The sequence below is a fragment of the Pseudomonas kitaguniensis genome, from assembly GCF_049199985.1.
GTDB classification, from domain to species: Bacteria; Pseudomonadota; Gammaproteobacteria; order Pseudomonadales; family Pseudomonadaceae; genus Aquipseudomonas; species Aquipseudomonas kitaguniensis.
Genome location: NZ_JBLZPT010000001.1, coordinates 787763 through 812100 on the forward strand (window position 1 = coordinate 787763; position 24338 = coordinate 812100).

A 24338-nucleotide genomic window follows, 5' to 3' on the forward strand; every position below is an offset into this window, starting at 1 on the left:
AAATAACTCAAATTCATATTTTTTATGCTTTGGATTACCAACTGGAATACCACAATGGACTTGGCCAACCTCAACGCCTTTATAGCCATCGCCGAGACCGGTAGTTTCTCCGGCGCCGGTGAACGGCTGTATCTGACACAGCCGGCGATCAGCAAACGGATTGCCGGCCTGGAGCAGCAACTCAAGGTGCGCCTGTTTGATCGACTGGGCCGCGAAGTCGGCTTGACCGAGGCCGGGCGCGCGCTGCTGCCGCGCGCCTATCAGATTCTGAACGTACTGGAGGACACCCGCCGCGCCCTGACCAACCTCACGGGTGAAGTCAGCGGTCGGCTGACCCTGGCCACCAGCCACCATATTGGCCTGCACCGCTTGCCGCCGATCCTGCGCACCTTTACCCGGGAATACCCTAACGTGGCGCTGGACATCCAGTTCCTCGATTCGGAGGTGGCCTACGAAGAAATCCTGCATGGCCGCGCCGAAGTGGCGGTGATCACGCTGGCCCCCACTCCGCACAACCTTGTACGCGCGACGCCGGTGTGGGATGACCCGCTGGATTTTGTGGTGGCGCCGGAGCACAGCTTGACCAGCAACGGGGCGGTGAAGCTTGCGGACGTTGCCCGGCACCCGGCGGTTTTCCCCGGCGGCAACACGTTTACCCACCATATTGTCAGCCGGTTATTCGAAGCCCAAGGCCTGACGCCGAACATCGCGATGAGCACCAACTATTTGGAAACCATCAAGATGATGGTTTCCATCGGCCTGGCCTGGAGCGTATTGCCGCGCACCATGCTGGATGAACACGTGGCAACCATCGCTTTGCCAGGCATACAGCTCAGTCGCCAGCTAGGCTATATAGTGCACACCGAAAGGACGCTATCGAATGCTGCGCGGGCCTTCATGAGCCTGTTGGATGCACAGGTCGATCTGCCAGGGGTACCGGCGTGAAGCTGTGCGGCCTAAAGGTCTGAATACACCCCCGCCGAACGCCCATTGAGCGAAGGCCCGTTGATAATGCGCAACCCCGTCGATTCCGCGCCACCGCTGCCCCGCATTGATGCCCTTGACCCCCAGGGCGCTGAACACAGTTGGGACAGCGCCCCGCAGTTGCTGGCAGCCCTTGATGCTGCCCGACTGGGCGCCTGGTATTGGGAAATCGACACAGGACGCGTCACCTGGTCACGGGGCACACAGGCGCTGTTCGGCTTCGATCCGCACCTGCCTTTACCCACCGACCTCAACTACATGGACCTGTTGGCGCCGTCGGACCGCGACCGGGTTGTGCGCGCGTTTCATGCGATGGTGGCGGGCGAACCGGTCGAGCAGACCATGCACCATCACATCCTCTGGCCGGACGGCACGCATCACTGGCTGGAGATCAGTGGCAGCCTGGCGCCGGACAAGGCAGGCCGGCCGCGCATGATGGGTGTGATCCGCGAAACCACTTATCAGCGCGAGCGCAAGCACGCCCTCAAAGACAGCCGCGCGCGCCTGTACCGGGATGAACACGGCGCACCGCAGCGCATGGCCGGCACCCTGCTGGGCATCACCGACCAGATCGAGCGCGAGCAGCGGCTCAGCGCCTCGGAAGAAAAATTTGCCAGTGTGTTCCAGGCCAGCCCCGACGCTATTTCCATCACCGAGCGCGACACTGGCCGCTACGTGGAGGTCAACGATGGGTTCTGCCGCCTGACCGGCTATCGCGCCGAAGAAGCGATTGGCCTGACGCTTTACCAGATCGGTATCTGGGCCGATGAAAACCAGCGCGCCGCGCTGTTGTCCGAACTGCAGATCAAGGGCCGCATTCAGCATCGGGAAATGCTCTGGCACAACACGCGCGGTGAGGTTCTGGCCGTGGAAGTTTCAGTCGAACCGATCACCTTGAATGAAACGCCGTGCCTGCTGATGACCGCGCGGGACGTGAGCCTGCTGAAAAACGCTCAGGCGCAGATTCGCCACTTGGCTTATCACGACCCGCTGACCAACCTGCCCAATCGCGCGTTGCTGATGGACCGCCTGAGCCAGCAGATCGCCCTGCTAAAGCGCCATGACTTACGCGGCGCGTTGCTGTTCCTCGACCTCGACCACTTCAAGCACATCAACGATTCGCTCGGCCACCCGGTGGGCGACACCGTGCTGAAAATCGTCACCGCGCGCCTGGAAGCCAGCGTGCGCATGGAAGACACGGTGGCGCGCCTGGGCGGTGATGAATTTGTGGTACTGCTCAGCGGCCTGCAAGGTACCCGCACGCACGTCAGCGCCCATGTGCAGGAACTGGCGGACACGCTGCGCTGGCTGCTCTCGGAACCGATGTTCCTTGATGGTCACCGCTTGCACGTCACACCGAGTATTGGCGTGGCGCTGATTCCCGATCACGGCTCCACACCGGCTGACCTGCTCAAGCGCGCCGACATTGCCCTGTATAGGGCCAAGGACTCAGGGCGCAACACCACGCAGATGTTCCACAACAGCATGCAAAAAACCGCCAGCGAGCGCCTGCGCATGGAGACCGACCTGCGCCTGGCACTGGGCCGCGGCGAGTTCAGCGTGCATTACCAACCCCAAGTGGATGCGCGTGGCAACCATATCGTCGGTGCCGAAGCCTTGGTGCGCTGGCAGCACCCGCAACTGGGCGCGCAGTCACCGGCCACGTTTATCAAGGTGCTGGAGGACAGCGGCCTGATCCTGGAAATCGGCACCTGGATTCTCGATGAGGCGTGTGGCGCTTTTGCGCAGTTGATTGGCGAAGGGCTGGTGGACCCGCTGAACTTCAGCTTGTGTGTGAATATCAGCCCCCGACAGTTTCGCCAAAATGACTTTGTAGAGCGCGTGGCGCGCAGCCTCAAACGGCATAAGCTGCCCTTTAGCCTGCTGAAACTTGAGATCACCGAGGGCATCGTGATCCAGGACCTCGACGACACCGTGGCCAAGATGCGCCGACTGAAAAAACTCGGGGTCAGTTTTGCCATGGATGATTTCGGCACAGGCTACTCGTCGCTGACCTACCTCAAGCGCCTGCCGGTGGATGCGCTGAAGATCGACCAATCGTTTGTGCGCGACGCAACCCACGACCCCAACGACGCGGAGATCATCCGCGCCATCGTGGCCATGGCGTGCAGTCTGAACCTGGACGTGATTGCCGAGGGCGTGGAAACCCCGGAGCAACTGGCGTTCCTGCAAAAGCTGGGCTGCCATTTGTTCCAGGGTTATTTGCACAGCCGGCCATTACCGATCGATGGGTTCAGGCGGTTGCTGGGCTAAGCCTGTGTGTGATCACACCAGCTTGAGGACACGATACCCGCTGTTCGTCCATTCCAATGCAGCCAGGTCGTACTTTTCGCCGTAGTAGTCCAACACGCCGTCGATAACCGCCATCGAATGGCCAAAGCCAGCCACCGTTCCGATTGCGCCGTTTAACAGTTCATGGACATCCGAATCACGTACATAGGCATGCAACCCCAGCCTGCGCAGGGCTTCGCCAGGGTATTCGCCATCGTTCAAGGTTTCCATGGCGACCTCAAAGCTCTCGCTGCCACGAAAATCGTTATTCTCCGTTTGTGCACGCTTGGCGCTCACCGCAAACAGGAAGTTGGCGTTGTCCAGCAACCCTTGGTCACTGCCGTAGAAGTGGGAGGCGCCTTTAGCCAAACGAAGTTCGGCGTGAGTCAGGTGCAGACTAAAACCATCCCTCATCATCACGTGGTAACCGTCGGCAGTGGCCGTCACTTGCTTGTAGACGCCCTCCGGGTTTTGCCCGAACTTCGTCATCGCGGCCTTGATCGCCGACACCGTGACACAGTTGCCCTCAAGCCCTTGATAGAAGCCACTCCAGATGTCCATTGGCCGAACCGGCGGCGTTTGGCTGGAGGGCGAGCGCAGGCATGCCGCAGCCGGGTCATTAAACAGCTTGTACCCATAGCCACGATCAACCCTGCGCTGTTTACCGTAGCTATGACTGACGCCATCCAGCACCAGCGCACTGCCCACATTGTGAGTTTCCAGCACACCGAATTCACCCGCCCCCACTAATTCACTGGCGGGCACAGACTGCGACATGCCGTACACACCCATACTCTTCAAGCATCTCAAGGTGGTCTCGCCGCGCAAGCTTTCGGCCAGCGCTGTATCAAAATCGGCGTGGCCTTTAACGCTCTGCTGACGCTTGACGAAAGCAGCCAAGACCACGTTGGCGCTCCCCACCAAGCCCTGATCATCGCCCGCGAATGTCGAAGCCCGAGCCGCCAGTTGCAACTCCTGATGCGACACGTGAACCTTGAACTCATCTTTCATCGTGATTTCATAACCATCGCCGGAAGGCTGGATCTGCTCAAACATATCCGCCGGGCTTTGGCCAAAGGTCATCATCATCATTTTAATCACAGCCGCGTGGGTGCTGCCGTCAAAGTCCTCGCCAAATCGACGCTCGCGGACGTTAAACCCATTAACAATGTCTACGGGTTTCTCGCCTTTGCCTTCCAATGCCGGCCCTGCCTGTTGCAGTGCCATGACAGCCCACGGGCTGCGGACCATTGAGATACTCATACACAGTTTATCCTTTAAAATTCGCGGCGATTAAATCAAAGCGATAGCGTTACCGCGTGTCGGCGAGCGCCCTTCCCTGCCCCATAGCTCTTCATGCCCATTGATCACCGCAACCGAATGACCGGTGCGATTGCACATACCCACCATGCCGTTGGCGAGGTCACGGACAGACACCGTGCGCATGTGTTTTTGCAACCCCAAGCGCTTGAATCCTTCCCCTGGGCCGGACTCATCTTCGCCATCATTCAAGCTACGGACCGCCGCATTGAAACTTTTGCCTGCCGTACGGTCGTTATTTTCCATGTACGCGCGCTTGGCGCTGACCGCAAACAGAAACTGCGCATCCTTGAGCATGCCTTTGTCCTGACCGACAAACTTGGCACCCCGCGCGCCATCAACTAACTCGCGGTCACTGAGGGTGACAACCACGTCATCGCGCATGGTGACTCGGTAGCCAGTGCCGTCCTTTTTTACGTCCTTGTAGATGTCGGTCGGGCTTTGACCAAATTTATGCATCGCCGCTTTTATCGCCGAGACCGTGACGCAATTGCCGTCAGGCCCCTGGCGGAACCCGCTCCAAATATTGGCTGGCTTGGCGCCGTTACGTTTGTCCGACAGGCCCGCAATGGTTGCATTGGAGCCAGGCTTAAACGGCTCCGGTAAAACACCGGGCGTCACTTGCGGCTGTACTTTCGGTTGTGGTTTTGGTTGCGGAGGGACGAGCGGAAGAGTCTGGTCTTTTTTATCCGAAACCAGCGTCATCATCTGCGTAAAAAGCGAGTTAACCAATGCAATCAGCATACTGACTGCGCCTGTTTCGTCCCCCGCAGCTTTCACCGAGCTACGCCTGGGAAGTGTCGGGGTGTGCTGAACAAAAGTGACTTCTGCTGTTGTTTTGTGAGGGGCGGAGTAGTTGCCAGCCCTCACACTCTCCAATGGCTGGACAGGAATCACCGGTATAACGCGTGCACTGTTATTAATCGGACAAGAAGACATCACAACCTCCACGAACAGCTACCTCCCGAGCATGAATGCCCGGGAAGGTAGTGTTTTTATCAAAGGGTTTGAGAAGCGAATTAACGAATCAATTGCCCGACCTTGATCGGTTGATGAAACCCTGGCGCCTCAAGCTGGTTTGGTATTCAGCAGGTGCAGGGCTGGTCAAATCGGGGGACGGCAGAGGAAGGTCAGGCTTCACCTCAGGCGTTGGAACAGTATTTTCTGGATGCTTGAAATGAGGCGCTACATGGAAGGGGATCGGCCCATGCTGCAGGTCAGTGTTCGGCAATACGCTGGTATCAATCTTGCGATTAATAGGTGGCACGTGCGGCAAGACACGCGGGGTAATCGTGACCCGTGGTGGTACAGCTTTGTCATGAATTACACCGGTGTCGGGGCAGGGGCAATGGTTGATGTTGACTTCTACGTGTACCTGCGCATTTGAGTCGTTGGTCACATTTATTTCTGGCCGCGGCATCGGATATAAAGGCGTCGGCGTGACGACACTGAGGGGACTTGCATCCGGCTGAACCTTCGGCTGATTAGCATTATCGGGCATCACTTTAGGCAATAGACCTGCATCCGGCTTCACCTTCAGCGGGTCAGCTTTATCCGGCATTACCTTCGGCAACAGACCTGCATCCGGCTTTACTTTCAGCGGGTCAGCTTTATCCGGCATCACCTTCGGCAACAGACCTGCATCCGGCTTGACCTTCAGCGGGTCGGCTTTATCGGGCATCACCTTCGGCAACAGACCTGCATCCGGCTTGACCTTCAGCGGGTCAGCTTTATCCGGCATCACCTTCGGCAACAGACCTGCATCCGGCTTGACCATCAGCGGGTCAGCTTTATCGGGCATCACCTTCGGCAACAGACCCGCATCTGGCTTGACCTTCAGTGGGTCAGCTTTATCCGGCATTACCTTCGGCAACAGACCTGCATCCGGCTTGACCTTCAGCGGGTCAGCTTTATCCGGCATTATCTTCGGCAACAGACCTGTATCCGGTTTAACCTTAGTTTGGTCCGCACCATCGACCTTAACCTTCGGTGACAGATCGATATCGACTTTAATCTTCGGCTGGTCTGCACCGTCGACCTTCACCTTCGGTAGTAGACCAACATCCGCTTTAACTTTCGATTGGTCTGCACCGTCGACCTTTACCTTCGGTAGTAGACCGACATCCGCTTTAACTTTCGATTGGTCTGCGCCGTCAACTTTTACCTTCGGCAAGAGGCCGACATCGGCTTTAACTTTCGGCTGGTCCGCGCCGTCGACCTTCAACTTCGGCACTTTATCAGCACCGGGCAATACGTCAGGTGTTATATCCTTACCTGCAAACATCTCTCGCATTGTTTTAAACATCTGCTCCAGCATGTCAAACAATTTGGAAAGCGAACTAGCGCTAATCGTTACATTACCCTGCGACACCTGCAGGGCATCTTGCCGCGGCGCAATGGGGGCAGCCTGTGAGCTCGCCGTCGGAACATTTGAACCTGAGGTCTTCACTGGAAGTGCAGCCGGGGTGGCCATCGGTGCGGTATCAAACTTTACAAAGGCCGGAGTATTAATTGATAGCGTCATTAGTGATTCCTCAGTAAGCACTGCCTGCCTTATGAACTTGGCCAGACAAGGGATAATAGTGATTCGCTGGAAACCCACCGAGTGGCTTCACAGTCCCTACATTCGTGGAACTTCGCGCTGTCGAGTTCCAGTTATCCCTGCTCATATAAGGACATCAATAAGATTCTTCAGACTTTACCCCCTGTTTTTTTAGAGAAACCCATTAATAGAGCGGCCGCGCAACGTCTGCACTGGACACAACTATTAATAAACTGCTAATCCAGCAACCCACTGTCATACTTCAGCAAATGAAGCCACGGCCGGGTGTGATATTCCCGCGACTGGAGACACTTTCAATCTGACACTGTCGGCTTAAAGCCAACTTCGCTTAAACAATAACCAACCTTACATATCGACCCATTAATGCAGGGAACTAAACACGTCTTTCCGCATGTTACCTACTGCCAGCCGTCAGGTCTTATCGCCCTACCACGAGCGCTCTATTCCAGGCATCGGTGTTGCTCTATGCCCGCGTCAAAAACGCAAAATGCTCCCTATCTTTCGATAGCGAGCATTTTGTTGAAACAGCTGGCCCACTGACACACTCCTCGAACGCCGTCCAAGCGTTACAACGGATGAATCAGTGTGGCGCAACCATGGCTTGCCTTGGGTGGGCCATGCGCAACAAACGGCTGACGTTCTGCAGGTCGGTTTCCCGGCGCATCGCGGTAAACAGCTCCACCGCTTCGGGGTAGTTGCGGGTCAACATCGCCAGCCATTGCTTCAAGCGGCCCGGTGCCTGACGCTCAGTGAGCTGGGCCACCGACTGGGTCCAGAATTCCTGGAGCATCGGCTGCAGCTGCGCCCACGTCATTTCCACCACCGCCTCGCCCGCCCGTGCGGCCGCAATCTGCCGCGCCAGGTCAGGGCGTGCCACCAGGCCGCGACCGAGCATGATGTCTTCGACACCACTGATTTCGCGGCAACGCCGCCAGTCTTCAACACTCCAAATATCACCGTTGGCAAACACCGGCACCTTGACCACGTCCTGCACGCGCGGAATCCACTCCCAGTGGGCCGGCGGCTTGTAACCATCGGTTTTGGTGCGCGCATGCACCACGATATGTGCAGCACCGCCTTCGGCCAGGGCCGTGGCGCACACCAGCGCGCCATCCGGGCTGTCGAAACCCAGGCGCATCTTGGCGGTCACCGGTATATGCGCCGGAACGGCACGCCGCACATGTTCGACAATCCGGTTGAGCAGCTCAGGCTCCTTGAGCAATACCGCACCGCCACGCGATTTGTTGACGGTCTTGGCCGGGCAGCCGAAATTAAGGTCGATCACTTGCGAACCCAGCTCGCAGGCCAGCGCGGCGTTTTCCGCCAGGCATACCGGGTCCGAGCCAAGCAACTGCACGCGCAGCGGCACGCCCGCCGCCGTGTGGGCACCGTGCAGCAGCTCCGGGGCAAGCTTGTGAAAATAGGCGGGCGTGAGCAGGCGTTCGTTGACGCGGATGAACTCGGTCACGCACCAGTCAATACCGCCGACGCGGGTCAACACGTCGCGCAGGATGTTGTCGACCAACCCCTCCATGGGCGCCAAAGCAATTTGCATGGAAAACACTCAACAAAAATCGTGGCGCAGTTTACTGGGTTTCCCGCCTTAAACGTTAACCCCCCGTCAGCGCGGGGGCGTAGCCATCGATAAACTCAACGGGCATGCGCTTGGGCTTGCCGGTCGACAGCTCGATGCACACAAAAGTGGTGTGCGCGCGCAGCAGGGTCGCGCCGTCGCTGGGGCGTATCAACTGGAAACGGCGGGTCATTTTAAGGCGCTGGTCCCAGTCGACAATCCACGTGGCAAGCTGCAGGTCGTCGCCCTCGTAGCCGGCGGCCAGGTAGTCGATCTCGTGGCGCACCACGGCCATGGCGCGGTCAAGCCTGCGGTACTCGGTAAGGTCCAGCCCCAGGCACTGGGAATGGCGCCAGGCGCAACGCTCCAGCCAAGTCACATACACCGCATTATTGGCGTGCCCCAGGCCGTCGATGTCTTCAGCGGCGACCTGCAAGTCGATGATAAACGGCGTTGCCAAATCCCAGCCCATGCCTTGCTCCAGTCGATTAATGTCGGCGGGGCAGTGTATCAGGCGGGTTGCCGCGCCTGTAAATCAGCGCCTGCCAGGTGAATGCACCCATCATGCGACTCCTGTTCAGCGCACCGCCGATTTGGCTGCGCGTAGTACGCGGTCCGACAACTCGCCAGGCCCGAGGGCACGCGCCAACGCCAACCCGCCAATCATCAAGGCCATATCAGCCAGGGCTTTATCGGCGTCCTCGGGGCTGGCAGACAACTGTACGACCATCAGCTCGGTATGCTCGTTGAGCGCCTGGCGAAATTCGTCCGGCAGGCGGCTCATCTCACCCACGGTGGCGGGTATCGGGCACGCCTGGTCCGTTGAGTCGCGGTGCTTGCGTGACAGGTAAAACGCCGCCACCAGCCCGCGGCGTTCCTCACCGGTGAGTTGCGCGTCCATGTCGGCAATCAACGCACGACGCCGCGCGAGTAACTCGGTGAAGGCTTCCAGCATCAACGCGTCTTTGCTTTCAAAGTGCGCGTAAAAACCACCGACCGTCAGCCCTGCCGCGCCCATGACTTCGCCCACACTGGGTTCGGCCGGGCCGCGCTGAACCAGCGCAGCGCTGGCGGCTTGCAGAATGCGCTCACGGGTGTGTGCTTTTTTATCGTTCATCGCGTGCCTCCGACTCTCATGAGTCGAATATTATTACCATAATAATATTCTGCAAGCGACAAGCATGAGCGTTGATCAAAGGCTGGGGGAATGAAAAGAGGATTGGCCAAACGCCAGACAAACAAAAGGGCCATTCAATAATTGAATGACCCTTAAAAATCCCGCAGAGCGGGTAATCGTGGCGTCCCCTAGGGGACTCGAACCCCTGTTACCGCCGTGAAAGGGCGGTGTCCTAGGCCACTAGACGAAGGGGACACAAACCTTCTATACAACCTGATCAAGCTGAGCCTGATCAATTCAAGGGCGGTGTGGCCAACCCTTGAACGTGTAAATTGGTGGAGCTAAACGGGATCGAACCGTTGACCTCTTGCATGCCATGCAAGCGCTCTCCCAGCTGAGCTATAGCCCCGGATTTTTCGCCTCGCGGCGCAGCAGCCTTATCGAGCTGCTTGTTGAAAATGGCGTCCCCTAGGGGACTCGAACCCCTGTTACCGCCGTGAAAGGGCGGTGTCCTAGGCCACTAGACGAAGGGGACAAAACCTTCTGTACAACGTGACCAGATTAAATCTGATCAATTCAAAACCGGTGTGGCCAGGCCTTGAACGTGCAAATTGGTGGAGCTAAACGGGATCGAACCGTTGACCTCTTGCATGCCATGCAAGCGCTCTCCCAGCTGAGCTATAGCCCCTCATCGGTGAGGACGGGGCGAATCTTAATGGCGCTTTGGAAGGCTGTCAAATTTATTTTCAACATTTTTCAAAGTTTTTTGCCGGGATAACAATCACTTACCGATCAAACCCCGGAAAACCGGGGTTTGATCGTTACAGCACGTTGCTTAAGCGATAGCGCCCAGCAGCTTTTCCCATTCCTTGTTTTCTTTCTTCGACACACCACCAAGCAAATCAAGGGCTTGGCGCAGACGGAAACGCGTCAGGTCGGGGCCGAGAATTTCCATCGCATCAAGTACCGACACCGAACTGGCCTGCCCGGTGATCGCGGCAAACATCAACGGCATGGCATCGCGCAATTTCAGCTCCAGCGACTCCACCACCGCCTGAATCGTCGCGGTGATCGCATCCTTCTCCCACTGGCGCAGGCTTTCGAGCTTCCACAAGATCAACTGCATCAACTGGCGAACCTGATCGCCCGAGAGTTTCTTCGATTCAAACAGCTTGGCATCCGGGCTCACGCCGCCGGCAAAGAAGAAGCTGGCCAACGGTGCGACCTGGCTGAACGTCTCCACCCTGCCCTGCACCAGCGGTGCAATCTTCATCATGTACTCGGGGTTCAACGCCCACTGCTGCACGCGGCTGGCGAATTCTTCCACCGGCAGGTCACGCAGCCATTGGCCGTTGAGCCACGACAGCTTCTCGATGTCGAAGATCGGCCCGCCGAGGGAGACGCGCGACAAGTCGAAGTTGTCGACCATTTCCTGCAGCGAGAACTTCTCGCGCTCGTCCGGCATCGACCAACCCATGCGGCCCAGGTAGTTGAGCATCGCTTCGGGCATGAAGCCCATGCGCTCGTAAAAGGTCACCGAAGTCGGGTTCTTGCGCTTGGACAGCTTGCTCTTGTCCGGGTTACGCAGCAGTGGCATGTAGCACAGTTGCGGCTGTTCCCAGCCGAAGTACTCGTAGAGCAGGATCAGTTTTGGCGCCGATGGCAGCCATTCTTCGCCGCGCAGTACATGAGTGATGCCCATCAGGTGGTCGTCGACCACGTTGGCCAGGAAGTACGTCGGCAGACCGTCGGTCTTCATCAGCACTTGCATGTCCATGCGGTCCCACGGGATCTCGACGTCACCGCGCAGCATGTCCGGCACCACGCACACGCCCTCGCTCGGCACCTTCATGCGGATCACATGCGGTTCGCCGGCGGCCAGGCGCTGCGCCACTTCTTCGGGCGACAACAGCAATGCGCGGCCATCGTAACGCGGGGTTTCGCCACGCGCCTGTTGCTCGGCGCGCATCTGGTCCAACTCTTCGCTGGTGCAGAAACACGGGAACGCATGGCCCATGTCGACCAGTTGCTGGGTGTACTGCTTATAGATGTCGCTGCGTTCGCTTTGACGATACGGGCCATGCGGGCCGCCTACGTCCGGGCCTTCCGCCCAGGTAATGCCCAACCAGCGCAAGGCGTCGAAGATCTGCTGTTCCGACTCACGGGTGGAACGCACCTGGTCGGTGTCTTCGATCCGCAGGATGAATTCACCGCCGTGCTGCTTGGCAAAGCAGTAGTTGAACAAGGCGATGTAAGCAGTACCGACGTGGGGATCCCCAGTAGGCGATGGCGCAATGCGCGTGCGGACGGTGGTCATGGCAGGTCTCGAATGGGCGATAAAGCTGAAAATTCAAACAAGGGGCGAATGGTAACAGCCCCAGGTGGTCAGGCTCCAGCGCGGGTGAACACGGTCACAGTGTGGGAGCGGGCGTGCTCGCGATACGGCAAGCCCGGTCACCGCAGATCAAACGGCCAACAAGCGCTCACGCAACTTGCCGATCTCGTCACGCGTTTGCGCCGCCGCCTCAAACTCAAGATCGCGCGCCAGTTGGTACATCTTCTCTTCCAACTGGCGGATACGCTTGGTGATCTCACTCGGCGAACGCAGCTCGTTTTCGTACTTGGCGCTCTCTTCGGCGGCCTTGGCCATGCCTTTGCGCTTCTTGCTGCGCGAGCCAGGCACGGTGGCGCCTTCCATGATGTCGGCGACGTCCTTGAACACACCCTTTGGGGTAATGCCATTGGCCAGGTTAAACGCGATCTGCTTGTCGCGCCGCCGATCGGTCTCGCCAATCGCGCGCTCCATGGAGCCGGTGATGCGGTCGGCGTAGAGAATCGCCCGACCATTGAGGTTACGCGCCGCACGGCCGATGGTCTGGATCAGCGAACGCTCGGAGCGCAGGAAGCCTTCCTTGTCGGCATCCAGAATCGCCACCAGCGACACTTCCGGCATGTCCAAACCTTCACGCAGCAGGTTGATCCCCACCAACACGTCAAAGGTACCGAGGCGCAGGTCGCGGATAATCTCGACGCGCTCCACGGTGTCGATGTCCGAGTGCAAATAACGCACGCGCACGCCGTGGTCGGCCAGGTAGTCGGTCAAGTCTTCGGACATGCGCTTGGTCAGCGTGGTGACCAGCACGCGCTCTTCGAGCGCCACACGCTTGTGGATTTCCGACAGCAAGTCGTCCACCTGCGTCAACGCCGGGCGAATCTCGATTTGCGGGTCTACCAGGCCAGTCGGCCGCACCACTTGCTCAATCACACGGCCGGCATGCTCGGCTTCATAGTTGCCGGGCGTGGCAGATACAAAAATCGTCTGCGGGCTGATGGCTTCCCACTCGTCAAAGCGCATCGGCCGGTTGTCCAGCGCCGACGGCAGGCGAAAGCCGTACTCCACCAGCGTCTCTTTACGCGAACGGTCGCCCTTATACATCGCGCCGACTTGCGGCACGCTGACGTGCGACTCGTCGATCACCAGCAAGGCGTCTGGCGGCAGGTAATCGTAAAGCGTCGGCGGAGGCGCCCCGGACTCGCGGCCCGAGAGGTAGCGCGAATAGTTTTCGATGCCGTTGCAGTAACCCAGTTCGAGGATCATCTCCAGGTCGAAGCGCGTGCGTTGCTCAAGGCGCTGGGCTTCTACCAGTTTGTTATTGGAACGCAGGTATTCCAGGCGTTCGGCCAACTCGACCTTGATGCCCTCGATGGCGCCCATCAGGGTTTCACGCGGGGTCACGTAGTGGCTTTTCGGATAGAAGGTGAAGCGCGGCAGCTTGCGGATGACTTCGCCGGTCAACGGGTCGAAGGCCGACAGGCTCTCGACTTCATCGTCAAACAGCTCGATGCGGATCGCTTCCAGGTCGGATTCCGCCGGGTAGATGTCGATCACATCGCCGCGCACACGAAAGGTCGCACGGGCGAAGTCCATGTCGTTGCGCGTGTACTGCAAACTGGTCAGGCGGCGCAGCAGTTCGCGCTGGTCGAGTTTGTCGCCGCGGTCGACGTGCAGCACCATCTTCAAATAGGTTTCCGGGCTGCCCAGGCCATAGATGCACGACACCGTGGTCACGATGATCGCGTCTTTGCGCTCCAGCAACGCCTTGGTCGCCGACAACCGCATCTGCTCGATGTGGTCGTTGATCGACGCATCCTTCTCGATAAAGGTATCGGAGGACGGCACATAGGCTTCGGGCTGGTAGTAGTCGTAATAAGAAACGAAATACTCCACCGCGTTGTTCGGGAAGAACGCCTTGAACTCGCCGTAAAGCTGCGCAGCCAGGGTTTTGTTCGGCGCCAGCACCAGCGTGGGGCGGTTGATCTGCGCAATCACGTTGGCGATGCTGAAGGTCTTGCCCGACCCGGTCACCCCGAGCAGCGTCTGATGCGCCAGGCCGGCTTCGATGCCTTCGACCATCTGGCGAATGGCTTCGGGTTGATCGCCGGCGGGTTCAAAACGGGTGACGAGCTGGAAATCCGACATAACGTACCTCTTTCAAGTCACCCCAGGCTGGACACCGCCGAGGACGAAAAAAGCTCAGCGACCCGCGAATAGTCATCGCAGGTTGCAGGAAAAAACCATGATAGCTGTAGAAGTGGAGGCGAATGTGACGGGTTTCAAGGCAATCGTCCTACTTGCCGTCTACGATCAAGGTGGCAGTGAGGCTAACCGTCGGCAAATAAACCGAAAAACTTGGCCTAAAAGCCGTTTCGGTGGTCGCCCTGCGCGGTGCGGGCCTCTATACTAGCTCCCCGTTTGTGCACCGCTCTAGTGCATTCGGCTGGAGCGCGACACGTCCCTCCCTTCCCCCATAGAGCTGCCGCAAAAATGAGCCTGTTCTCCGCTGTCGAAATGGCACCACGCGATCCAATCCTGGGCCTCAACGAAGCATTCAACGCCGACACACGAACCACCAAGGTCAACCTTGGCGTGGGCGTTTACTGCAACGAAGAGGGGAAGATTCCACTCTTGCGTGCCGTTGCCGAAGCGGAAGCCGTTCGCGTGGCGCAACACGCCGCCCGTGGCTACCTGCCGATCGACGGCATCGTGGCTTACGACCAAGCCGTGCAAACGCTGCTGTTCGGTGCTGACTCGCCGCTGCTGAGCGCTGGCCGCGTGATCACTGCCCAAGCCGTGGGCGGCACCGGCGCGCTGAAAATCGGCGCCGACTTCCTCAAGCAACTGCTGCCGAACGCCGTGGTGGCCATCAGCGACCCGAGCTGGGAAAACCACCGCGCGCTGTTCGAAACCGCCGGTTTCCCGGTGCAGAACTATCGCTACTACGACGCTGCCACCCACGACGTCAACCGTGCCGGCCTGCTCGAAGACCTCAACGCCCTGCCGCCACAGTCCATCGTGGTGCTGCACGCCTGCTGCCATAACCCGACCGGCGTCGACCTGAGCCCGGCCGACTGGCAAGACGTGCTGAATGTGGTCAAGGCGAAGAACCTGGTGCCGTTCCTCGACATGGCCTATCAAGGCTTTGGCGACGGCATCCACGAAGACGCCGCTGCCGTGCGCCTGTTCGCTGAATCGGGCCTGACCTTCTTTGTGTCCAGCTCGTTCTCCAAGTCGTTCTCGCTGTACGGCGAACGCGTGGGCGCGCTGTCGATCGTCAGCGAATCCAAAGAAGAAAGCGCGCGCATCCTGTCGCAGGTCAAGCGTGTGATCCGCACCAACTACTCCAACCCGCCCACCCACGGTGCGGCGATCGTGGCGGCGGTGTTGAACAACCCCGAGCTGCGCGCCCAGTGGGAAGCCGAACTGGCCGAAATGCGCCTGCGCATCCGTGGCATGCGTGAGCAGATGGTCGCCGAACTGGCCAAGGCCGCACCGGGCCACGACTTCAGCTTCGTCGGCCGCCAGCGCGGGATGTTCTCCTACTCCGGCCTGAGCGTTGAGCAAGTGACGCGCTTGCGCAGCGAGTTTGGTATCTACGCGCTCGACACCGGGCGTATTTGTGTGGCGGCGCTGAACCAGTCGAACATTGGCGCTGTGACCCAGGCGATTGTTCAAGTGCTGTAAGCCTGCAAGGCTGTACGAAGGGGAAGCCAATGGCTTCCCCTTTTTTTGTTGTGGGCCACAACAACCCGTTAGACTGCCCCCCCGACTGCCCCTTTGCTGTGAGAACCCTATGAGAGACGACGACCTGGACCTGCGTGCCGACCGCGACGAACTGCACGACTTTACCCCGCGCGCGCCGCAACCCAAGCGCCAGAAAAGCCTGGTGCTGCAAGTGGCGCTCGGGGTGTTCCTCGGCGGATTGGCCTTGTGGCTGGTGCAATTGGGCGCGACCGCGATAATGGCCAAGCTGGCAATGGGCACCTTTCAGTTCGGCGGCTGAACACACGCCCACAGGCGTTTTATGGGGTTTCCAGACCCCGTTCCTCAAGCAACTTCACAAAGCTGTTCAAACTCTGCGACACGGTGCCCCGGCGCCAGATCAGCCACGTGTGCAACGTGCGAAAATTGTCGGCCAACGGCCACACACTTACCGCGGTAAACCCCGGCATGCTTTCCAGCATGCTGCGCGGCATCAGCGCCAGACCGGCGCCCGCGCTGACGCAGGCGAGCATGCCGTGGTAAGACTCCATCTCGCAGATTTTGCCCGGCACCGCACCGTCCTGTGAAAACCAGCGCTCGAAGTGATGCCGGTACGAGCAATTGGAACGAAAGGTGTAAATGCTCTCCCCCGCCACATCCTGGCCGCGGGTAATGGGCGCGTGATGCAGCGGTGCGATCACCACCATTTCCTCTTCAAACACCGCCACCCCTTCCAGCGTCGCATGCAACACCGGGCCATCGACGAACGCCGCCGCCAGCCGCCCCGATAACACGCCTTCGATCATCGTGCCCGACGGCCCGGTGCTCAGGTCCAGCTCGACCTTGGTGTGTTTTTGGTTGTAAGCCGCGAGCAACGCGGGAATTCGCACCGCCGCCGTGCTCTCCAGTGACCCCAACGCGAATGCGCCCTGAGGCTCATCCCCCGCCACTGTCGCGCGGGCTTCTTGGACCAGGTCGAGAATACGCCGCGTATAGCCGAGGAAATTCCACCCGGCTGGCGACAGGCGCAGGCGGCTCTTCTCGCGGATAAACAATTGCACGCCCAAGTCCTCCTCCAGTTGCTTGATGCGCGTGGTCAGGTTCGACGGCACGCGATGAATCAACTGCGCGGCGGCGCTGATGCTGCCTTGCTCGGCAACGGCCTTGAAGATTTCCAGCTGCACCAGATCCAAGTCATTCTCCAATCGTGAACGTATTGCTTAATATTATTCAGTTTCCAGAAAACATGCACCCCCGTAGGCTGACTCCATTCCAGTCATTCAGCAGGACGGTGCCATGAACGCTATTTCTCAGCAGACCCACGCCTTATCGATCAACCCCGCCAACGGCGAAACCGTCGGCAGCTACCCCTACGAAACCGAGGCGCAACTGGACGCCACCCTCAACCGCGCCACCGGCGCATTCCGCACCTGGCGCCGCCAGCCGGTCAGCCAGCGCGCCGAATTGCTCTTGGCCTTGGCCGGTGCGCTGCGTGAGCAAGCCGAAGAAATGGCGCAGATGATCACCCTGGAAATGGGCAAGCCCATCGCTCAGGCGCGTGCCGAAATCGAAAAATGCGCACACCTCAGCGAATGGTACGCCGCCCACGGCCCGGCCATGCTTGCGCCGGAACCGACTCTGGTGGACAACGGCACCGCGCACATCGAATACCGCCCGCTAGGCCCGATACTCGCCGTAATGCCGTGGAATTTTCCGGTATGGCAAGTGCTGCGCGGCGCCGTGCCGACCCTGCTCGCCGGCAATACTTATGTGCTCAAACATGCACCAAACGTGATGGGCAGCGCGTACCTGATGAAAGCAGCGTTCCAAAAAGCCGGCTTCGCTGAAGGCCTGTTCGAAGTGCTCAACGTGACCCAGGACGGCGTGTCCAACGCCATCGCCGACCCACGCATCGCCGCCGTCACCCTCACCGGCAGCGTGCGCGCCGGCATGGCCATCGGCTCGCAGGCGGGTGCCGCGTTGAAAAAATGCGTGCTCGAACTGGGCGGCTCCGACCCGTTTATCGTACTCAATGACGCCGACCTCGACGCCGCCGTGCAGGCCGCGGTGATCGGCCGCTTCCAGAACAGCGGCCAAGTCTGCGCCGCCGCCAAACGCCTGATCATCGAAGCCGGCGTGGTCGAAGCGTTCACTGCTAAATTCCTTGAAGCCAGCCGCGCGCTGGTAATGGGCGACCCGACCGCCACCCGCACTTACATCGGCCCCATGGCCCGCTTTGACCTGCGCGACGAGTTGCACGGCCAGGTGCAGGCCACCCTGGAAGAAGGCGCGAGCCTGCTGCTGGGCGGCGACAAAGTACCCGGCGCCGGCAATTACTATGCACCGACCGTGCTGGCGAATGTCACCGACCAAATGACCTCGTTCAAACAGGAGCTGTTTGGCCCGGTGGCCTCGATCATCACCGCCCGCGACGCCGACCACGCGGTGGCCCTGGCCAACGACAGCGAGTTCGGCCTCACCGCCAGCATCTTCACCACTGATTCGGCGAAGGCACACGACATCGCCAACCAGCTGGAAACCGGCGGCGTGTTCGTCAACGCCTTCAGCGTGTCCGACCCGCGTGTGGCCTTTGGTGGTGTGAAAAAGAGCGGGTTCGGGCGTGAACTGTCGCACTTTGGTGTGCGCGAATTCTGCAACGCGCAAACGGTGTGGTTGGACCGCAGCTAAGCCAGGCGCCGTGGCGACACGGCCTCAGCTGCGAATGTGCCGCCTCACGCACTGCACCAGCCCGTCCAGTGCCTGCGATTTCACCGGCGCTTCCATGCACACCGTGTGTTCACGCTCGCCTTCGGTGACGGTCAGGGTGTAATGCACCTGGCCTGGCTTGCAGCGGTCCGGGGCTGTGCTTTGCGGCAACTGAAAGAAGTTTGAGGCTTCGATCAGTTGCCGCAATTCCTGCTGGTCCGGCTCGGGCAGCGCGTCCAGGCGCACCGTACGAGGTTTAGCCAAACCCGGAAAAAACGCCGGGCCGCCGTTTTCCTTGATCGAAATTTGCATGGCTATACCTCATTGCCCACGTGGTGTGTCAGACATTAATGCCAACCGCCGCCCAGCCTTCCTTGACCGCCTTCTGCTCCGCCTTGTTCACGCCGTAAAGTTGACCGGCAATATCGTGGGTAATGCGTGCAAAACGCAAAAAACCCGAGTTCGGCCGCAGCCGCGAATCACGCAAGGTGTCATACCAGATACGCCCGGCTTTCTCCCAGGCGAAACCGCCAATCCTGGTGGCGACTTGATAGAACGCATGGTTGGGGATACCGGAATTAATATGCACGCCGCCATTGTCGTCGTAGGTGTGCACAAAATCATCCATATGCCCCGGCTGCGGGTCCTTGCCCAACAGCTTGTCGTCAAACGCGGTGCCGGGGGCCTTCATCGAGCGCAGCGCGACGCCGTTGATTTTTGGGGTAAACAGCCCTTTGCCGACCAACCAATCGGCGTCCTGGGCTTTTTCCTTCAACGCATATTGCTTGATCAGTGAGCCGAACACGTCCGACACGGACTCGTTCAACGCGCCCGACTGATTAAAATACATCAGCTTGGCCTCATCCTCGGTGACGCCATGCGTCAACTCATGGCCGATCACTTCGAGCGCGATGGTGAACCGGTTGAATAACTGCCCATCCCCATCACCAAAAACCATCTGGGTCGAATTCCAGAAAGCGTTGTTGTAATTCTTGCCAAAGTGCACGGTAGCGTCCAGCGCCATACCGGCATCGTCGATGGAATTGCGGTCGAACACCTCGTCAAAAAAATCGAACGTGGCGCCCAACCCATCGTAGGCCTCGTCGACCGCGGCGTCACCCTTGGCTGGCTGGCCTTCGCCGCGCATCAGGGTGCCCGGCAGTGCTTCGCTGCCGTCGGCGCTGTAGATCGAGCGCCGTTTGCTCGCCCCTGCAGCCAGCAGCATGCGCGCCTGGCCTTTGGCCGGCACCGCGGCCATGCGTAATGATCGGAACGTGCTGTCTTTGGCGCGTGTACGCAAGGCAATTTCGCGTTGAGCCTTGTCACCGTTGCGCATGATTTGCTCAAGAATATAAGGCGGGATCAAGCAGAAAACCGGGTTGCGGGGGTGGCGAACACACATTGGCTGACTCCATTTTTGCGAATGACTACTGTTCGGGTGGTTCTTTCAGGGTAGTCGGCCGATGGGTTATGTGTACCCATTAATGTCATCAAATTGTGTTGCAGTTGTGTGGATTCGAGCCCCGTGAGGAACGTCCGATGCCCGCCCGTAAAGCCACTGTCGACCTGTTACACCGCCCCAGACTCGCCGATCTGCGCCCGCTGATCGCGGCCAACCCGGCAATCGCCAACCTTGAGGCCCGTGCGTCCCAACCACGTGTCACCCCTGCCAAAGAGCTGCAGAACCGGCGCGGTTATGCGCAAGACTTTCTCGGCAGCTTTGCGGTGCCGTGGCCCACGGTGGCTGATTCAATCGCCGAGGACGTGCAGCCGCTGGAAGGCGGCGGCGAGCGTCTGGACTACACGCATTTCTCGGTGACGATGTCGCGTTCGCGGCGCCTGGCGCTTTACGTGGGCGTCAATATCGACGGTGGCCAACAGGTCGATATTATTCGCAGCAATGACGTCTGGGCATACGATGGCCGTTTGCCCATCACCGCCCAGATAGGCGAAGAGCTTTACACCAGCAATGGCCTGGACCGCGGCCACCTGGTGCGCCGACAAGACCCCAATTGGGGCGAGGAGGCGAAAACCGCCAACGCCGACACCTTCCATTTCACCAACTGCTCGCCGCAGATGAGCGCCTTCAACCAGAAGACCTGGCTGGAACTTGAGGACTACATTCTTGACAACACCCGCCGCTGGAAAGCACGCGCAACGGTGTTTACCGGGCCGGTGTTGGCCGACGACGACCGCGTGTACCGTGGGGTTAAAATTCCCAAAGCATTCTGGAAAGTGGTCGCCTACCTCAGCGACGACGGCAAGCCATCCGCCAGCGCTTACATGATTGACCAAAGCCGCGAGCTGGGTGAGCTTGACCTGATATTTGGCCAGCTCAGAACCTACCAGCGCAGCGTGATTCAGATAGAGCAACTGACCGGTATCCGTTTTGCCAACCTGGCCGACTACGACGGGTTCAGCAACGAGGAGCGCGCCACCGGCACACGCATTGAAGCGCTTATCCAGGGCCCTGCGGATATTCGTGTTTAACCGCGCCAACCGGTAAGGCATCCACGATGCCTTACATCAGGTTCGCCCGCGCCCGCGCAATCGACTACCATACCGCGCCGGTTCCCAAACGGGACTAACAGGGAATCCAACGCGCGGTACACCGCGCCAATCGGAACTGCCCCCGCAACTGTAGATGCCGAGCCTGCTCCCAACTGCCACTGGACCGCGTCCGGGAAGGCGTGAGCAAGGCCGCGACGCATCAGTCAGGAGACCTGCCGGCCAAGCAAAAAAGACTAACCGGCGGGGTGTCCGGGAAGGACCTCCTTGCCCTGCAAAACCTGCAGCCTTCAAGGGCGTATTTCCAAGCCGTACCTCCCCTGCTTCGCCTACGGTTCACACGGAGATTGCGCCATGCTTTTACGCGTCACAGCCTTGATCACCGGCATGGGTTTCTGCGCCCTGGCCCACGCCACCACCTACCCGCTGACGCTGCAGAACTGCGGCAGCACTTTGACCTTCGAGCACGCACCCGCGCGCAGTGTGACCATCGGCCAGTCTGCTACCGAAATGCTCTACGCCCTGGGCGTGGGCGATAAAGTGGTTGGCACCTCGCTGTGGTTCAACAGCGTATCGCCGCCATTCAAGGCGCAGAACGACAGCATCGAACGCTTGGCCGACAACGAGCCGAGCTTCGAAGCGGTGATCGCCAAGCGCCCGCAACTGGTGGCCGCGGAGCTGGAATGGGTGGTTGGCCCGCAAGGCGTGGTTGGCACCCGCGAGCAGTTTCACGAACTGAAAATCCCGACCTACCTGCTGCCGTCCGACTGCGAAGCCAAGGACAACCTGGTGGGCGCCGACGGCACGCGGCTGGCGCCGTTCCGCATCGACACCGTTTATAAGAGCATCAGCCAACTGGCCGAAATCTTCGACGTACAAGCGCGCGGCCAGCAACTGACTGACGCGCTCAAGGCCCGCTTGGCCAACGCGGTCGCCACCGTGCAGAGCAAAGGCCTCAAACACGCCAGCGCAGTGGTGTGGTTCTCCAGCGCCGAGCTGAACAGCGACCCGTACGTGGCCGGCCACAAGGGCGTTCCCGAGTTCATGCTGCAAACGCTGGGCCTGCACAACGTGGTGCAGTCCGACGAAGAGTGGCCAGCCGTCGGCTGGGAAACCATCGCCAAGGCCAACCCGACCTTCCTGATCATCGCCCGCATGGATCGCCGCCGCTACCCGGCTGACGACCATGAAAAGAAACTCGCGTTCCTGCGCAGCGACCCGGTCACGCGCAACATGGACGCCGTGAAAAACAACCGCATCATCGTCCTCGACGCCCTCGCATTACAGGCCAGCGTGCGCACCTTTGATGGCCTTGAACAACTGGCCAGCGCCATCGACGGCTACGACCTGCGCAAATGATACGCAGCCTACTCGCCCTGGCGCTGCTGTTGATCGCCGTACTCGCCGGGGCAGCCATCGGCGAAACCAACATCGAACCGCAAGTGGTGTTGCAGGTACTCGCCAACAAACTGTGGGCGGCGGGCTACGTGCTCGACCCGATCGACGAAGGCGTGGTGTGGAACTACCGCCTGACCCGCGCCCTGGTGGCCGCAGCCTGTGGCGCGGGGCTGGCCACGTGCGGGGTGATTTTGCAATCGTTGCTGCGTAACCCGTTGGCCGATCCGTACTTGCTGGGCATCAGTGCGGGCGCCTCGACCGGTGCGGTACTGGTGGCGTTGATCGGCATCGGCGGCGGTTTGATTTCGTTGTCGGCCGGTGCATTTGCTGGCGCCATGGCAGCCTTTGCACTGGTGATTTTGCTGGCGCGCGTGAGCGGTTCGTCCAGCGCCACCGGGCAGGTAATTTTGGCGGGCATCGCCGGCTCGCAGTTGTTCAACGCCCTTACGGCGTTCCTGATTACCAAGTCGGCCAGCTCCGAGCAGGCACGCGGCATCATGTTCTGGCTGCTCGGCAACCTCAGCGGCGTGCGCTGGCCTTCCGTGTGGCTGGCGGTGCCGGTGGCAGTCGCGGGCTTGGCGGTTTGCCTGTTGCACCGTCGCGCGCTGGATGCGTTTACCTTCGGCACAGACTCGGCGGCTTCACTGGGCATCCCGGTGCGGCGTGTGCAAATTGTGCTGGTGGGCTGCGCGGCGTTGGTCACGGCGGTGATGGTGTCGATTGTCGGCTCCATCGGCTTTGTCGGCCTGGTGATCCCGCACGCCGCGCGACTGCTGCTCGGCACCGGGCATTCGCGATTGCTGCCGGCCAGCGCCTTGGGCGGCGCGTTGTTTTTGATTGCCGCCGATGTGCTGTCGCGCACGTTGGTCAAAGGCCAGGTGATTCCGGTGGGCGTGGTCACCGCGCTGGTCGGCGCGCCAGTGTTTGCACTGATTTTGATCGGCCGGAGAAACGCCCGATGAGCGCGCCGGTACTGAGCTGCCACGGGCTGGGCTTCAAGGTGCGTGAGACCGCGTTGCTGCGTGACATTCACCTGGAGGTTCAGCGCGGCGAAACCTTGGGCATTGTCGGCCCGAACGGCTCCGGCAAATCCACCTTGCTGAAACTGCTCGCAGGTTTGCGCACGCCTGCGGCCGGCGAAGTGCAACTGGGCGGCCAGCGCCTGCGTGCATTGTCGCGCCGCGGAATTGCGCAAACGCTCGCAGTGGTGGAGCAACAAGCCGACACCTGCGACGCCATCCGCGTGTTCGACGCCGTGGCCTTGGGCCGCACACCGTGGCTGTCGGCGCTCAGCCCGTGGTCCAGCGCTGACGATGCCATCGTGCGCCAAGCCCTGCATGACGTCGACGCCACGCACTTGAGCAGCCGTGCCTGGCACAGCCTTTCCGGGGGTGAACGCCAACGCGTGCACATTGCCCGCGCACTGGCGCAACGGCCGCAGATTTTGCTGCTGGATGAACCGACCAATCACCTGGATATTCAGCACCAACTGGGGATTTTGAAAGGCGTGCACGCCTTGCCCGTGACCACCTTGATTGCGTTGCATGACCTCAATCAAGCGTTGACCTGCGATCGCTTGGCCGTGCTGGACAAGGGCCGGCTGGTGGCACTCGGCAAGCCGCTGGAGGTGCTGACACCGCAGCGGTTGCTGGACACGTTTGGGGTGCAGGCGCATTACCTGAGCGACCCGTTTGACGGCGCGCTGATCTTGCGGCTGCGCCCCCACTAGCTGATGAAACAATCCCGTTTAAAGCCGAACACGGTCAACTGTGGGAGCGGGCTTGCTCGCGATTGCGGTGTGTCAGGTAAGTATTTTTCAACTGACACACCGCAATCG

At 59.9% G+C, this 24338-nt stretch carries 20 protein-coding genes, 4 tRNA genes and 1 riboswitch; of the genes, 9 read left to right on the forward strand and 15 right to left on the reverse strand.

All coding sequences use genetic code 11. The features are described 5' to 3' along the window. The first annotated feature begins 54 nt into the window (after positions 1 to 54). Positions 55 to 945 (forward strand): LysR family transcriptional regulator, encoded by an 891-nt coding sequence (locus ACOZK9_RS03765; RefSeq protein WP_058412152.1) that lies wholly within the window; start codon positions 55 to 57, stop codon positions 943 to 945. Positions 946 to 1011: 66 nt separating this feature from the next. Beyond that, positions 1012 to 3258: a putative bifunctional diguanylate cyclase/phosphodiesterase gene (locus tag ACOZK9_RS03770; RefSeq protein ID WP_421555303.1), complete on the forward strand. Its 2247-nt coding sequence runs from the start codon at positions 1012 to 1014 to the stop codon at positions 3256 to 3258. Positions 3259 to 3270: 12 nt separating this feature from the next. Here the strand turns inward: ACOZK9_RS03770 and ACOZK9_RS03775 are convergent, their stop codons facing one another. The 12 genes from ACOZK9_RS03775 to uvrB all read right to left on the reverse strand — a co-directional run bounded on the left by ACOZK9_RS03775 (position 3271) and on the right by uvrB (position 14329). After that, positions 3271 to 4476, reverse strand: a complete 1206-nt coding sequence (locus tag ACOZK9_RS03775) for a hypothetical protein (protein WP_421555304.1) — start codon at positions 4474 to 4476, stop codon at positions 3271 to 3273. A gap of 93 nt (positions 4477 to 4569) precedes the next feature. After that, complete coding sequence (locus tag ACOZK9_RS03780; protein ID WP_421555305.1) at positions 4570 to 5340, reverse strand: hypothetical protein; 771 nt, start codon at positions 5338 to 5340, stop codon at positions 4570 to 4572. Positions 5341 to 5623: 283 nt separating this feature from the next. Further along, complete coding sequence (locus ACOZK9_RS03785) at positions 5624 to 7120, reverse strand: hypothetical protein (RefSeq protein WP_421555306.1); 1497 nt, start codon at positions 7118 to 7120, stop codon at positions 5624 to 5626. Positions 7121 to 7739: 619 nt separating this feature from the next. After that, positions 7740 to 8714: a tRNA dihydrouridine synthase gene (locus ACOZK9_RS03790; RefSeq protein ID WP_421555307.1), complete on the reverse strand. Its 975-nt coding sequence runs from the start codon at positions 8712 to 8714 to the stop codon at positions 7740 to 7742. Positions 8715 to 8769: 55 nt separating this feature from the next. Further along, entirely contained in the window at positions 8770 to 9204 is a 435-nt protein-coding gene (locus ACOZK9_RS03795; RefSeq protein WP_421555308.1) for an acyl-CoA thioesterase, read from the reverse strand. A gap of 105 nt (positions 9205 to 9309) precedes the next feature. Further along, positions 9310 to 9849 carry a TetR/AcrR family transcriptional regulator gene (locus ACOZK9_RS03800; RefSeq protein WP_421555309.1) on the reverse strand — a complete coding sequence of 180 codons (540 nt, stop codon included), beginning with the start codon at positions 9847 to 9849 and terminating at the stop codon, positions 9310 to 9312. Between the two features lie 179 nt (positions 9850 to 10028). Next, positions 10029 to 10104 (reverse strand) — tRNA-Glu (locus tag ACOZK9_RS03805). A gap of 78 nt (positions 10105 to 10182) precedes the next feature. Then, positions 10183 to 10258: transfer RNA gene (locus tag ACOZK9_RS03810), tRNA-Ala, on the reverse strand. Positions 10259 to 10308: 50 nt separating this feature from the next. Beyond that, positions 10309 to 10384, reverse strand: a tRNA-Glu gene (locus ACOZK9_RS03815). A 77-nt stretch (positions 10385 to 10461) separates the two neighbouring features. After that, a tRNA-Ala gene (locus ACOZK9_RS03820) sits at positions 10462 to 10537 on the reverse strand. A gap of 147 nt (positions 10538 to 10684) precedes the next feature. Continuing rightward, positions 10685 to 12166: a glutamate--tRNA ligase gene (gene gltX, locus ACOZK9_RS03825; protein ID WP_099235907.1), complete on the reverse strand. Its 1482-nt coding sequence runs from the start codon at positions 12164 to 12166 to the stop codon at positions 10685 to 10687. A 147-nt stretch (positions 12167 to 12313) separates the two neighbouring features. Beyond that, the gene (gene uvrB, locus ACOZK9_RS03830; protein WP_058411864.1) at positions 12314 to 14329 is read right to left on the reverse strand and encodes an excinuclease ABC subunit UvrB; all 2016 of its coding nucleotides are present in this window, start codon (positions 14327 to 14329) and stop codon (positions 12314 to 12316) included. Positions 14330 to 14674: 345 nt separating this feature from the next. On the opposite strand from uvrB, the gene ACOZK9_RS03835 reads away from it, so the two are divergent. Both ACOZK9_RS03835 and ACOZK9_RS03840 read left to right on the forward strand, forming a co-directional pair. After that, positions 14675 to 15871, forward strand: coding sequence for an amino acid aminotransferase (locus ACOZK9_RS03835; RefSeq protein WP_058411865.1), 1197 nt, complete (start codon positions 14675 to 14677; stop codon positions 15869 to 15871). A 109-nt stretch (positions 15872 to 15980) separates the two neighbouring features. Further along, complete coding sequence (locus ACOZK9_RS03840) at positions 15981 to 16190, forward strand: hypothetical protein (protein ID WP_058411866.1); 210 nt, start codon at positions 15981 to 15983, stop codon at positions 16188 to 16190. 19 nt (positions 16191 to 16209) lie between these two features. On the opposite strand, the gene ptrR is transcribed toward ACOZK9_RS03840, so the two are convergent. Continuing rightward, on the reverse strand, positions 16210 to 17082 hold the full coding sequence (gene ptrR, locus ACOZK9_RS03845; protein WP_058411867.1) for a putrescine utilization regulator PtrR: 873 nt from the start codon (positions 17080 to 17082) through the stop codon (positions 16210 to 16212). A gap of 103 nt (positions 17083 to 17185) precedes the next feature. Here ptrR and ACOZK9_RS03850 point away from each other — a divergent pair, with 103 nt between their 5' ends. Beyond that, positions 17186 to 18577 (forward strand): aldehyde dehydrogenase family protein, encoded by a 1392-nt coding sequence (locus ACOZK9_RS03850; RefSeq protein WP_421555310.1) that lies wholly within the window; start codon positions 17186 to 17188, stop codon positions 18575 to 18577. Between the two features lie 24 nt (positions 18578 to 18601). On the opposite strand, the gene ACOZK9_RS03855 is transcribed toward ACOZK9_RS03850, so the two are convergent. Together ACOZK9_RS03855 and ACOZK9_RS03860 are read right to left on the reverse strand one after the other, a co-directional pair. Further along, positions 18602 to 18907 carry a protealysin inhibitor emfourin gene (locus ACOZK9_RS03855; protein WP_058411869.1) on the reverse strand — a complete coding sequence of 102 codons (306 nt, stop codon included), beginning with the start codon at positions 18905 to 18907 and terminating at the stop codon, positions 18602 to 18604. A gap of 28 nt (positions 18908 to 18935) precedes the next feature. Continuing rightward, a complete protein-coding gene (locus tag ACOZK9_RS03860; protein WP_058411870.1) occupies positions 18936 to 19997 on the reverse strand; it encodes a M4 family metallopeptidase in 1062 nt (353 codons plus the stop codon). Between the two features lie 137 nt (positions 19998 to 20134). Between ACOZK9_RS03860 and ACOZK9_RS03865 the strand changes: the two genes are divergently transcribed. From ACOZK9_RS03865 to ACOZK9_RS03880, 4 genes are all read left to right on the forward strand, one after another. Beyond that, positions 20135 to 21085: a DNA/RNA non-specific endonuclease gene (locus tag ACOZK9_RS03865; RefSeq protein ID WP_058411871.1), complete on the forward strand. Its 951-nt coding sequence runs from the start codon at positions 20135 to 20137 to the stop codon at positions 21083 to 21085. A 61-nt stretch (positions 21086 to 21146) separates the two neighbouring features. Continuing rightward, positions 21147 to 21340: riboswitch (cobalamin riboswitch) on the forward strand. A 117-nt stretch (positions 21341 to 21457) separates the two neighbouring features. After that, a complete protein-coding gene (locus ACOZK9_RS03870) occupies positions 21458 to 22462 on the forward strand; it encodes an ABC transporter substrate-binding protein (RefSeq protein WP_122250618.1) in 1005 nt (334 codons plus the stop codon). Continuing rightward, positions 22459 to 23463: a FecCD family ABC transporter permease gene (locus ACOZK9_RS03875; RefSeq protein ID WP_421555311.1), complete on the forward strand. Its 1005-nt coding sequence runs from the start codon at positions 22459 to 22461 to the stop codon at positions 23461 to 23463. The genes ACOZK9_RS03870 and ACOZK9_RS03875 overlap by 4 nt, the downstream gene beginning before the upstream one ends. Then, a complete protein-coding gene (locus tag ACOZK9_RS03880) occupies positions 23460 to 24230 on the forward strand; it encodes an ABC transporter ATP-binding protein (RefSeq protein ID WP_421555312.1) in 771 nt (256 codons plus the stop codon). The genes ACOZK9_RS03875 and ACOZK9_RS03880 overlap by 4 nt, the downstream gene beginning before the upstream one ends. The last annotated feature ends 108 nt before the right edge of the window (positions 24231 to 24338 follow it).

Coding starts and splice junctions, on each gene's coding strand:
- ACOZK9_RS03875 (WP_421555311.1), top strand. CDS start 22,459: ATGATACGCAGCCTACTCGCCCTGGCGCTGCTGTTGATCGCCGTACTC.
- ACOZK9_RS03785 (WP_421555306.1), bottom strand. CDS start 7,120: ATGACGCTATCAATTAATACTCCGGCCTTTGTAAAGTTTGATACCGCA.
- uvrB (WP_058411864.1), bottom strand. CDS start 14,329: ATGTCGGATTTCCAGCTCGTCACCCGTTTTGAACCCGCCGGCGATCAA.
- gltX (WP_099235907.1), bottom strand. CDS start 12,166: ATGACCACCGTCCGCACGCGCATTGCGCCATCGCCTACTGGGGATCCC.
- ACOZK9_RS03780 (WP_421555305.1), bottom strand. CDS start 5,340: ATGCTGATTGCATTGGTTAACTCGCTTTTTACGCAGATGATGACGCTG.
- ACOZK9_RS03795 (WP_421555308.1), bottom strand. CDS start 9,204: ATGGGCTGGGATTTGGCAACGCCGTTTATCATCGACTTGCAGGTCGCC.
- ACOZK9_RS03880 (WP_421555312.1), top strand. CDS start 23,460: ATGAGCGCGCCGGTACTGAGCTGCCACGGGCTGGGCTTCAAGGTGCGT.
- ACOZK9_RS03870 (WP_122250618.1), top strand. CDS start 21,458: ATGCTTTTACGCGTCACAGCCTTGATCACCGGCATGGGTTTCTGCGCC.
- ACOZK9_RS03800 (WP_421555309.1), bottom strand. CDS start 9,849: ATGAACGATAAAAAAGCACACACCCGTGAGCGCATTCTGCAAGCCGCC.
- ACOZK9_RS03850 (WP_421555310.1), top strand. CDS start 17,186: ATGAACGCTATTTCTCAGCAGACCCACGCCTTATCGATCAACCCCGCC.
- ACOZK9_RS03865 (WP_058411871.1), top strand. CDS start 20,135: ATGCCCGCCCGTAAAGCCACTGTCGACCTGTTACACCGCCCCAGACTC.
- ACOZK9_RS03855 (WP_058411869.1), bottom strand. CDS start 18,907: ATGCAAATTTCGATCAAGGAAAACGGCGGCCCGGCGTTTTTTCCGGGT.
- ACOZK9_RS03840 (WP_058411866.1), top strand. CDS start 15,981: ATGAGAGACGACGACCTGGACCTGCGTGCCGACCGCGACGAACTGCAC.
- ACOZK9_RS03860 (WP_058411870.1), bottom strand. CDS start 19,997: ATGTGTGTTCGCCACCCCCGCAACCCGGTTTTCTGCTTGATCCCGCCT.
- ACOZK9_RS03835 (WP_058411865.1), top strand. CDS start 14,675: ATGAGCCTGTTCTCCGCTGTCGAAATGGCACCACGCGATCCAATCCTG.
- ACOZK9_RS03765 (WP_058412152.1), top strand. CDS start 55: ATGGACTTGGCCAACCTCAACGCCTTTATAGCCATCGCCGAGACCGGT.
- ACOZK9_RS03770 (WP_421555303.1), top strand. CDS start 1,012: ATGCGCAACCCCGTCGATTCCGCGCCACCGCTGCCCCGCATTGATGCC.
- ACOZK9_RS03790 (WP_421555307.1), bottom strand. CDS start 8,714: ATGCAAATTGCTTTGGCGCCCATGGAGGGGTTGGTCGACAACATCCTG.